General features: G+C 71.1%; 8 protein-coding genes. 4 read left to right on the forward strand and 4 right to left on the reverse strand.

What is annotated here, in order from left to right; genetic code table 11:
• Nucleotides 1-51 precede the first annotated feature (51 nt).
• The gene (locus AB0H84_RS20080) at nucleotides 52-819 is read left to right on the forward strand and encodes an alpha/beta hydrolase (RefSeq protein ID WP_357605807.1); all 768 of its coding nucleotides are present in this window, start codon (nucleotides 52-54) and stop codon (nucleotides 817-819) included.
• Nucleotides 820-841: 22 nt separating this feature from the next.
• Here AB0H84_RS20080 and AB0H84_RS20085 read toward each other — a convergent pair whose 3' ends face one another.
• Nucleotides 842-2,755, reverse strand: coding sequence for an amino acid transporter (locus tag AB0H84_RS20085; protein WP_357605809.1), 1,914 nt, complete (start codon nucleotides 2,753-2,755; stop codon nucleotides 842-844).
• 321 nt (nucleotides 2,756-3,076) lie between these two features.
• Between AB0H84_RS20085 and AB0H84_RS20090 the strand changes: the two genes are divergently transcribed.
• Nucleotides 3,077-3,790, forward strand: a complete 714-nt coding sequence (locus tag AB0H84_RS20090; RefSeq protein ID WP_357605812.1) for an alpha/beta hydrolase — start codon at nucleotides 3,077-3,079, stop codon at nucleotides 3,788-3,790.
• Nucleotides 3,791-4,005: 215 nt separating this feature from the next.
• Complete coding sequence (locus AB0H84_RS20095; RefSeq protein ID WP_357605814.1) at nucleotides 4,006-5,109, forward strand: PP2C family protein-serine/threonine phosphatase; 1,104 nt, start codon at nucleotides 4,006-4,008, stop codon at nucleotides 5,107-5,109.
• A gap of 96 nt (nucleotides 5,110-5,205) precedes the next feature.
• Here the strand turns inward: AB0H84_RS20095 and AB0H84_RS20100 are convergent, their stop codons facing one another.
• Complete coding sequence (locus tag AB0H84_RS20100; RefSeq protein WP_357605817.1) at nucleotides 5,206-6,906, reverse strand: NAD-dependent malic enzyme; 1,701 nt, start codon at nucleotides 6,904-6,906, stop codon at nucleotides 5,206-5,208.
• Nucleotides 6,907-6,995: 89 nt separating this feature from the next.
• Nucleotides 6,996-7,154 (reverse strand): hypothetical protein, encoded by a 159-nt coding sequence (locus AB0H84_RS20105; RefSeq protein ID WP_357605820.1) that lies wholly within the window; start codon nucleotides 7,152-7,154, stop codon nucleotides 6,996-6,998.
• Nucleotides 7,155-7,290: 136 nt separating this feature from the next.
• Between AB0H84_RS20105 and AB0H84_RS20110 the strand changes: the two genes are divergently transcribed.
• The gene (locus tag AB0H84_RS20110; RefSeq protein WP_357605823.1) at nucleotides 7,291-8,697 is read left to right on the forward strand and encodes an alkaline phosphatase PhoX; all 1,407 of its coding nucleotides are present in this window, start codon (nucleotides 7,291-7,293) and stop codon (nucleotides 8,695-8,697) included.
• An 88-nt stretch (nucleotides 8,698-8,785) separates the two neighbouring features.
• Here the strand turns inward: AB0H84_RS20110 and AB0H84_RS20115 are convergent.
• Nucleotides 8,786-10,167, reverse strand: a 1,382-nt coding sequence (locus AB0H84_RS20115) for a cellulose binding domain-containing protein (protein WP_357605825.1), incomplete at its 5' end; no start/stop codon positions are given.

Raw genomic sequence — 10,167 nt, forward strand, 5'->3', positions numbered from 1 at the left:
CCGGGAGGGGGCATGCCGGCCACGGGCCGCCCGCCCGCTACCATCCACGGCATGAGCGAGCACCCCCTGTGGCCCATGACCAGCGAGGCGACCATCACCGCCTTCCCCGTCCGGCGTGACGATCCGGCCCCGGCCGTCGTGGTGTTGCCCGGCGGCGCCTACCAGCATCTCGCCGAGCACGAGGGGGCTCCGGTGGCGCGGTGGCTCAACTCGCTCGGCATCGCGGCGTTCGTCGTGCACTACCGCATCGCGCCGCACCGCCACCCGCTGCCGCTGCTCGACGCCGCCAGGGCGGTGCGCTGGGTCAGGCACCACGCCACGGCGAACGGCGTGGACCCCGCCCGCGTCGGGGTGCTCGGGTTCTCGGCGGGCGGTCACCTGGCCGGGCTCCTCGCCACCGAGACCGGCACGATGCTGCCGGAGGGGCCGCACGACGCCGTCGACCAGGCCGACGCCCGTCCCGGCCTGGCCGTGCTCTGCTACCCCGTCACCGATCTCACCGGGCCGGCCGCGCACCGGGGCTCCGCCGCCAACCTGCTCGGGGAGGACGCGCCCGAGCCGCTGCGCGCCGAGCTGACGCTCGCCCACCGGGTCGGCCCCGCGACAGCGCCCATGTTCCTGTGGCACACCGCCGACGACGAGGCGGTCCCCGTGGACAACAGCTTCCAGCTGGCTCAGGCGCTCGCCCGCCACCAGATCCCGCAGGAGGTCCACGTCTACCCCAGCGGCAGGCACGGGCTGGGGCTGGCGGAGGCCGACCCCGTCGTCGGCGACTGGACCCACCGCTGCGCCGCCTTCCTGCGCGGCCGGGGCTGGTGATCCGTACGCCCGCGAGGGCCGTTCAGGCGACGTGGACGTGCGGCCGGCTTTCGCGGTGCGGCTCGGCCTGGCGCAGCACCTCCCTGGTCAGCGCCGGCACGTCGCCGCCGCCGAAGACCAGGTAGCGCAGCATCGCGACCGCCGGGTTGCCCTCGGTCCAGTGGAAGTAGATGTGCGGCGCCGAGCCGGTCCGGTCCCGCAGGTGCAGCAGCAGCGCCGCCAGCGTGTTGGGTACGGCCGAGCTCTCGATCATCAGGATCTTGTGGCCGTACCGCTCCTCGCCCTTGACGCGCAGCTCGGTCTCGAACTCCGAGGCGTCCGGCACCGTCACCTCCACGAAGACGACCGGCTCGGAGGAGCGCAGCCGGTGGGTGAGCCAGGTCTCGCGGAGCTTCTCGTTGTACTCGTGCTGGTCCCGTTTGTGCGGCTCGTTGGCGATCACGTGGATCTCGCCGCACGCCACCTCGTTGACGAACTGCTCGGCCAGCGGGTCCAGGTGCACCGACGTGACCCGCAGCTCCATCGAGCGGGTGGCCCTGGAGATCAACGACGTGGCGATGATGGCCCCGATGAAGAACGAGGCGATCTTGACGCCGTCCGGCCGCTCCCTGATGTTGTCCACCAGGGTGTAGGCCAGCACGGCGGCGATGGCCGCGTACGCCGCGGCCGACCGGTGCAGGCCTCTCCTCCTGGCCGTCAGTGTCACGGCGACCGCGGCCGAGAGGATGAGCACCAGCACGCCGGTGGCGTACGCGCCGCCCTGGGCGTTGACGTCGGCGCGGAAGATGATCGTGATGCCGAACGCGATCGCCGAGAACACGAGCACGAGCGGCCGCACCGCGCCCGTCCACTCCGGCGCCATGCCGTACCGGGGCAGGTAACGCGGCACGAGGTTGATCAGGCCGGCCATCGCCGAGGCCCCGGCGAACCAGAGGATCGCGATGGTCGACACGTCGTACGCGGTGCCGAACCCGTTGCCCAGGTAGGCGTGGGCCAGGTAGGCCAGCGCCCGGCCGCTCGCCTTGCCGCCGTCCCGGAACTCCTGGGGCGGGATGAGCAGGGTCGTGACGAAGCTGGAGAAGATCAGGAACACGCTCATGATCAGCGCGGCGGCGGTGAGCAGCCGCCTGGCGCCCTTGATCCGCTCCTTGACCTCGCCCTTGATCACCGGCATCACCGCGACACCGGTCTCGAACCCGGACAGGCCCAGCGCCAGCTTCGGCATGACCACCAGCGACAGCCCGATCATGGCGAACGGGCTGCTGAAGCCGCCGCTCAGCGCGTGCCGCCAGTCCACCACGACCTGGGGGGCCTCCAGCACGTGCACGATCGCGGCCCCCACGACCACCGCGTTCAGGCTCAGATAGACGAAAACGAGCAGCGTGGCCAGGCCGATGGCCTCGCTGAAGCCCATCAGGAACACCCCGCCCAGCATCGCCAGCAGCACGAGCGTGACCGGCACCCGCTGCCCGTCCAGGAAGGCCGGCACGAACGGGTTCTCCAGGATGTGCGCGGTCGCGTCCGCCGCGGACAGCGTCATCGTGATGACGAAGTCGGTCGCCGCGAAGCCCAGCAGGACAAGGACGAAGATCTTGCCCCACCACTGGGGCGCCAGCTTCTCCAGCATCGCGATCGAGCCCTGCCCGTACGGGCTCTCGACCGCCACCCTGCGGTAGACCGGCAGCGCGCCCAGCAGCGTCAGCGCCACCAGGAACACCGTGGCCAGCGGCGACAGCAGTCCCGCCGCCAGCGCGGCGATGCCCGGCTGGTAGCCGAGCGTGGAGAAGTAGTCCACGCCGGTCAGGCACATCACCCGCCACCACGGGTGCTTGACGTGGGGACCGTGCTCGATCTGCCTACGGTCGGTCTGCAGGCCCTCCAACAGCCAGGACCGCAGCGTCCCTTCCGTAGCCGCCGGCCGCTTCGCCAGCACCATAACGGTCACCCCTTTTTCAAGACCGCATGGCACACGTTCCACGCGGACGGGGTGATCGACCTGAACAGGACGTCAAGAAAGCGTATGAATCGCAATGCCCGCAGGCCCGGGGCGGGGCCAGGAACGGGGCGGCGCTCCGGCCGCGCGTTCACGGCCGGAGCGCCAACGTGTTTGGCGCCCCAGTCACTTTCCCTGACTGGGGCATGTCGAGACTATGGCTTTTCGTCCTGTTTGTATAGCTTTGGGGCGAAATTTTGTGACGATCCGGGAGCAGCGGGGACCGCCCGCAGAATGTCAGTGGCCTGGCCTAACCTCTGGCGGATGGACATCATCCTGATCCCCGGCTTCTGGCTTGACGGCTCGTCGTGGGACGACGTCGTTCCCGCCCTGACACAGGCGGGGCATCGCACCCGCGCGCTCACCTTGCCCGGCATGGAGTCGAAAGACGCCGACCGCTCCAAGATCACCCTGCGCGACCACGTCGACGCCGTCGTCGAGGCGATCGACTCGTACGACCCGGCCGGCGGCAAGGTGGTGCTCGTCGGACACTCCGGCGGCGGCGCGCTCGCCCACGCCGCGGTCGACGCGCGCCCCGACCGGGTCGCCCGCGTCGTCTACGTCGACAGCGTTCCCCTCGGGGAGGGCGGGGTGATCAACGACGAGCTCCCCGTCGTCAACGGCGAGGTCCCGCTGCCGGATTGGTCGCTGCTCGAGCCGGAAGACCTGGTCGACATGGACGACGAGCTGCGCGCGGCGTTCCGCGAGCGCGCCATCCCGACGCCCGAGCACGTCACGAGCGATCCGCAGCGGCTGTCCGACGACGAGCGCCGCTACGACGTGCCCGTCACCGTCATCGCGTGCGAGTTCTCGAGCGCGAAGCTCCGGGAGTGGATGGAGCAGGGGCAGGGGTTCGTGCGGGAGCTCGCGAAGATCCGCGACGTCGACTACGTCGACCTGCCCACGGGGCACTGGCCGCAGTTCACCCGCCCGGAGGACCTCGGGCGGGCGATCCTGGCGAGCGTCGGCCCTGCCTGATCGCCGGGCCTGATCGCCGGGCCTGATCGCCGGGCCTGATCGCCGGGCCTGATCGCTCGGGCCCATGACTCCGGCCCTCCCGGCGGCAGCCCACGCCTGGGGGGCCATCCGAAACCATCCAGGCATTCTGATTACGGTAGATCTCGGAGAACCCTTGGCTAAAGAATCCCCAGTACAGGTCACCCCTGCGGCCAGGACACAGGTAGACAGATAGCGTGAAGTTGCCCAGGGGACGCCCGTACCGGCTGCTACTGGCGCGTCCGAAAATCATCGCCGTCCCGTTGAGCATGGTCGTCGCGATCGCGCTCACGGACCTGCTGACGCCTCGGAGCGTCCACCTCGCGCCGCTGCTGGTGGCCGCTCCCGCGGTCACAGCCTCCTTCGCCGGTCCCTGGGTGACCGCCGCCATCGGCGTACTGGCGCTGGCGTCCGAGGTCTTCATCGACGTGCACCACCATCTGATGAGCAACCAGGACGTGCAGGCCGGGCTGGTCGGCTTCGCCCTGGTGTCGCTGTTCGTGGTGCTGTTCGCCCTGGTCAGGGAGCGCCAGCGGCGCGAGCTGACGCAGGTCCGCTCCGTGGCGACGGCGGTGCAGACGGCCTTGCTGCGCCCGGTCCCCGAGCGCCTCGGCCCGCTCCACCTGGCCTCCGCCTACCTGGCCGCCGAGGCCGAGGCCCAGATCGGCGGCGACATCTACGCCGCCGTGCGCACCCCGCACGGCACCCGGCTGATCATCGGTGACGCCCGGGGCAAGGGCCTGCCGGCGATCTCCGAGGCGGCCGCCCTGCTCGGCGCGTTCCGCGAGGCCGCCCGCCGGCGCGCGGAGCTGCCCGACCTGGTCGCCGACCTCGAGGAGAGCTTCGACCTCTTGTGCCAGGGCGAGGGTGAGGAGCAGGCGTACGGGGAGAGCTTCGTGACGGCCGCGATCGTCGACATCCCCGACGAACGGCCGGTGCTCACGATCGCCAGCTGCGGCCACCCGCCGCCGCTGCTGCTGCGTGACGGTCTGGCCGTCTCCCTCGACTGCTCCCGGCCCGCGCCGCCCCTGGGCCTCGGCGGCCTCGGCGAGGCGCAGAGCATGCTCACCAGCTTCCCGTTCGAGCAGGACGACATTCTCCTGCTCTACACCGACGGCGTCATCGAGGCCCGCGACGCCACGGGCACGTTCTTCCCGCTGGCACAGCGGGCCGCCCTCCGGACCGAGGAGCGGCCGGACGCCCTGCTCAAGGGCATCTGCCACGACCTGCTGGCACACGTCGGCGGCCGCCTCGGCGACGACGCCGCCCTCATCGCGATCCGCCGCCACGCCGGGGCGTGATCCGGCCCCGCCGCGATGGCCTCGGCCCTTGCGCGGGCGGGTCAGCACGAGATACCACCGGCTCCGCGTCCGGAGCGCCGGCAGAGCCGGCCGCGTTCATTGCCCGTCGGCCCGGATCCTGCGGTACTTCGGCTGCCACATCGCGTCCTGCACCATCTGGATGGGATCGTCCAGCTCGACGCGGGCCAGGTTCTCCTCGGCGGCCTGCCGGGCGACGGCCACGGCGACCGTGGCCGAGATCTCGCGCAGGTTCTCCACCTGGGGCAGCAGGCACGCGCCCGGGGAGGAGACGTCCACCAGGCCGCCGACGGCCTCGGCCGCGGCCTGGAGCATGCCGTCACTGATCCGGCTCGCCCGCGACACGATCGCGCCCAGCCCCAGCCCCGGGTAGAGCAGGGCGTTGTTGGCCTGGGCGACGGCGTACGTGACGCCGTTGTGCGTGATCGGGTTGACCGGCACGCCGGCGGCGATCAGGGCGCGGCCGTCGGTCCAGCGCAGCAGGTCGGCCGGGTTGGCCTCCATCCGGTCGGTCGGGTTGGAGAGCGGGAAGACGATCGGCCTGTCGACCTGGGCCGCCATCGCCTTGACGATCTCCTCGGTGAAGGCGCCGTGCACGGTGGAGGTGCCCACCAGCATCGTCGGTTCGACCCGCCGCACCACCTCGGCGAGCCCGAGGCCGCGGACGTCCTCCTGCGCGGGGCGGGCGTACGGCTGCTGGAAGTCGCGCAGGTCCGGCATGTCGTCGGCGAGCAGGCCCTGCTTGTCGATCAGCCAGATCCGCCGGGTGGCGGCCTGGCGGTCCAGGCCGTCGCGGACCATCGCGTCGCGCAGCTGGTCGGCGACGCCGACGCCCGCGGTGCCCGCGCCGAGGACGACGACGCGCTGCTCACGCATCGGCGTGCCCGTCACCCGGACCGCGCCCAGCACGGCGGCCAGCACGATCGCGCCGGTGCCCTGCATGTCGTCGTTGAAGGTGGGAATCCGGCCCGTGTACTTCTCCAGGATGCGCCGGGCGTTGGACGGGCCGAAGTCCTCCCAGTGCAGCATCGCGCCGGGGAACAGGCGGGTGGCCGTGGTGACGTAGGCCTCGATGAAGTCGTCGTACCGCTCGCCGCGCACCCGCAAGTGCCGCTCGCCGACGTACAGCGGGTCGTTGAGCAGCGCCTCGTTGTCCGTGCCGACGTCGAGGGCGACCGGGATCACGCGGCCGGGGTCGATGCCCGCGGCGGCGGTGTAGACGGCGAGCTTGCCGGCCGCGATGCCGGCGCCACCGCCCACTCCCCAGTCGCCGATGCCCAGGATCTGCTCGGCGTCGGAGGCGACGATCAGATCCACCTCGTCGGCGCCGAGCCCGACGTTGCGAAAGGCCCGCTCGATGCCGTCGATCTCGTCGATGGACAGGTACACGCCCCTCGGGCGGCGGTACTCGCGGCTGTAGCTCTTGATCGCCTGGGCGACCGTCGGGTCGTACACGACGGGCAGCATCTCGCGGAGATGATCGGCGAGCAGCCGGTAGAACAGCACCTCGTTGCGGTCCTGCAGGGCCGACAGGAAGACGTTCTTGGCCAGGTCCGTGGGCTGGTGGCCGTACTGCGCGTACGCGCGGCCGGCCTGCTCCTCGAGCGTCTCGACCACCGGAGGGATCAGCCCGTCCAGCGCCAGGCTCTCGCGCTCCTCCGGGGTGAACGCCGTGTCCTTGTTGAGTAGCGGGTTCTCCAGCACGGCGAGGCCGGTCTCCGACGTGACGTAGCCTCCGTCGGGCGTCTCCACGAAGTCCCGGTGCCTGCGCTGGTTCATTGAGGTCACTCTTCCCTTTGCCCGGATACGACGCGTTCGTCGTTTCCAGGCCCGGGTAAGGCTACGCGCCGGGCACCGGAGATCAATCCTCATCCGCCGGGGATCAGCCAGCCGAGCACCGGAGTCGACTGCAGGAACACCAGCACGCAGAGGATGAGCAGCAGCACCGCGCTCCACCCGATGCCGCTGGTCGCCGAGACCGCACGGGAGGTGTCCAGGACGCTGGGCGCGCCCCTGGAGTCCCTCACCTCGCACGGGTGAAACCCCCGCAAGCAGGTTCTTCATCCTGCGTTCATCATCCGGACAACGGGCGGCGCGATCGTCTTCTCCGTGACATCGTTGGGTCGGCTTGTGTAACAGCGTCCCCTCTGGAGGCAATGTCCCATGCCCTCACCTGTATCCCGTCGTTCCTTCCTCGGCCACGCCACCGCGGGCAGCCTCGGCATCGCGTTCGCCGGCAGCCTCGAGGCGATCTCCGGTCCTGCCGCGTTCGCGGCCTCGAAGCCCCCGGCCGGCTACGGCCCGCTTGTCGCCGACCCGAAAGGGCTGCTGGCCCTGCCCTCCGGGTTCTCGTACAAGATCGTCGCCCAGGCGGGGGTCACGCTGCTGGAGAGCGGCGAGCCGACCCCCAGCGACGCCGACGGCACCGCGAGCTTCCCGCACGGCCGGGGCGCCACGCTGGTCAACAACCACGAGATCGGCGGCAGCGAGCCGTACCGGGTGCCCACGCTGCCCGGACTGACCTACGACCCGGGCGCCGGCGGCGGCACCACGAACATCGACGTGGACCACCGCGGCGAGCGGATCCGCGAGTACGTCAGCCTGGCCGGCACGCACAACAACTGCGCCGGCGGCAAGACCCCCTGGAGCACCTGGCTGACCTGCGAGGAGACCGAGCAGCGCGCCGGCGGCGCCTTCCAGAAGGACCACGGGTACGTGTTCGAGGTCGACCCGTTCGACCGCCAGGCCAACCAGGACCCGGTGCCGCTGAAGTTCCTGGGCCGCTACTCGCACGAGGCCGTCGCGGTCGATCCGCACACCTCGGCGATCTACCTGACCGAGGACGCCGGCGGGCCGAACGGGCTGTACTACCGCTGGACGCCGCCGAGCAAGTTCCGCGGCGGCAAGGGCAGGCTGCGGGCGCTGGCGCTGTCCGAGGGCGGCGACACCGCGGGCACGCTGGAGGCGATGAGCTGCTACCAGGACGACAAGCACATCGCCGACCTGTCGGAGGCGACGGCGCCCGGCACGCGGTTCAAGGTCCGCTGGATCGAGGTGCCCGACCGCGACGCGAAGACCACGTCGACCCGCAAGCAGTTCACCGACGACCAGATCACCCGCAGCCGCAAGCTGGAGGGCGCCTGGTGGGCCGACGGCGGCGCGTACTTCGTGGCCAGCTTCGCCCGCCATGCCGACGGCAGCGTGAACGAGCACGACGGCCAGGTGTGGTTCTACGACCCGCGCACCGAGACGGTCACGCTCAAGGTGCTCTTCGGCGTCAACCCCGACCCCACCCAGGACACCAACTTCGACGGCCCCGACAACATCACGGTCTCGCCGTACGGCGGCGTGATCCTCGCGGAGGACGGCGAGGGCATCCAGCACCTGGTGGGTGTCACCGATCGGGGCCAGACGTACCCGATCGCGCGCAACGAGATCAACGACGGCGAGTTCACCGGCCCCAACTTCAGCGCCGACGGCCGCATCCTGTTCGCCAACATCCAGTCGCCGGGTTACGTCTTCGCCATCACCGGCCCGTGGCGGCGGCCCGGCCACGCCGAGGAGGACTGAGACCCTGACGGCCCCTCGCCGCTGATCAGGCGGGAAGCCCGGCACCGCCGTCGGGGCGGCGCCGGGCTTCGGCAGTCCGGTCGGGTTGTTACCGCAGGTAGGCGGTGAGGCCGAGTCGCTGGTCGCGTACCGCCTTGGTGACCAGGCCGGCGATCTGGCGGGCCCCGGCCGCTTCGAAGTGGGTGTGGTCGTCGGCGAAGAACGCGCCGACGGGGCCGGAGGTGTAGTCGCCGTTGAACGGGCAGAAGCGCAGGCTGTTGTAGAGGGTGTAGCTCAGTTTGTGCAGGTCGATGACCGGGGTGCCGGTGGCCGTGCCGACGTCGAAGGTCTCCGTCAGGAATCCGCGGTTGGGCGTCGCCGTGCTGCCGCTGCACGTCAGCGCGGCCACGGGGGTCACCAGGACGGGATGCGCGCCGCGCTGCTGGGCGGCGCGGACCATGGTGGTGAGGAGTTCGCGGTACCGGGTGGAGCCGACGTGGCGTGGGCAGGTGGCGGAGCCGTCGTTGATGCCGAACTGGATGAACAGGTAGTCGCCGGCCTTCATCCCGGTGGAGGCGTCGAGCATCGCCTGCCAGCGGGTGGCGTAGGCGGTGGAGCTGAGCACGCATTCACCGGCGGAGTTCTTGCTGCTGGTGACGGCGGACTCGTACAGCCAGGTCTGCACGCTGCGGCCGCCCACGGCGCTGTTGACCACGGTGGCGTTGGCGGTGAGGTACTGGCTGAGTTCCCGGCCCCAGCCGACGATGTTGCTGCCGGAGCTGTTGGCGACGGTGGAGTCTCCGGCCAGCCAGACTGTGATCTTGCTTGGTGGGGCGGTGGTCGGTGTCGGTGTCGGGCTCGGTGTGGCGGCCGTTCCCGTGCACGTGGTGCCGTTGAGCGCGAAGGAAGCGGGTATCGGGTTGGCGCCGCTCCAGGCGCCGTTGAATCCGAAGGTGACCGATCCGCCTGCCGGGACGGTGCGGTTGTGGTCGACGTTCTGGGCGGTGACGCCGGTCCCGGTCTGGGCGACCGTGGCGTTCCATGCCTGGGTGACGCTCTGCCCGGCGCCGAAGGCCCAGGTCAGGGTCCAGCCGTTGAGGGTGTCGCCGAGGTTGGTCACGGTGACGTCCGCGCCGAACCCGCCGTCCCACTGGTTGGTGATCTTGTACGTGACGGCGCAGGCGCCGGGCGTGCCGCTCGGCGCCTGCTGCGGGCTCTGGGGAGGCGTGGGTGTGGCCGTGGGAGTCGGGGTGAGGTGGGCGGTCAGGATCGGCGCCAGCCTCGCCGCGATCGCGCGGTGCCCGGCGTCGTTGGGGTGGACGCTGTCGGACAGGCCGTCCGGGGGCACCCAGCCGTCGGTGTTGACGAAGAAGACGTTGCGGTCACCGGCGTTGGCGACGGTCTGCACCGCGGCCTGGGTCTGGGGGACGTACCGCCCGCGGAAGGTCTGCAGGGCCAGGATCGCGGCCTTCGGGTACTTGGCGCGGATCG

It is taken from the genome of Nonomuraea sp. NPDC050786 (assembly GCF_040654115.1).
In the GTDB taxonomy this organism is placed as follows: domain Bacteria; phylum Actinomycetota; class Actinomycetes; order Streptosporangiales; family Streptosporangiaceae; genus Nonomuraea.

Excerpts from the sequence above, each read along its gene's own strand:
- AB0H84_RS20080 (WP_357605807.1), top strand. The coding sequence starts at position 52 with ATGAGCGAGCACCCCCTGTGGCCCATGACCAGCGAGGCGACCATCACC.
- AB0H84_RS20100 (WP_357605817.1), bottom strand. The coding sequence starts at position 6,906 with ATGAACCAGCGCAGGCACCGGGACTTCGTGGAGACGCCCGACGGAGGC.
- AB0H84_RS20085 (WP_357605809.1), bottom strand. The coding sequence starts at position 2,755 with ATGGTGCTGGCGAAGCGGCCGGCGGCTACGGAAGGGACGCTGCGGTCC.
- AB0H84_RS20090 (WP_357605812.1), top strand. The coding sequence starts at position 3,077 with ATGGACATCATCCTGATCCCCGGCTTCTGGCTTGACGGCTCGTCGTGG.
- AB0H84_RS20110 (WP_357605823.1), top strand. The coding sequence starts at position 7,291 with ATGCCCTCACCTGTATCCCGTCGTTCCTTCCTCGGCCACGCCACCGCG.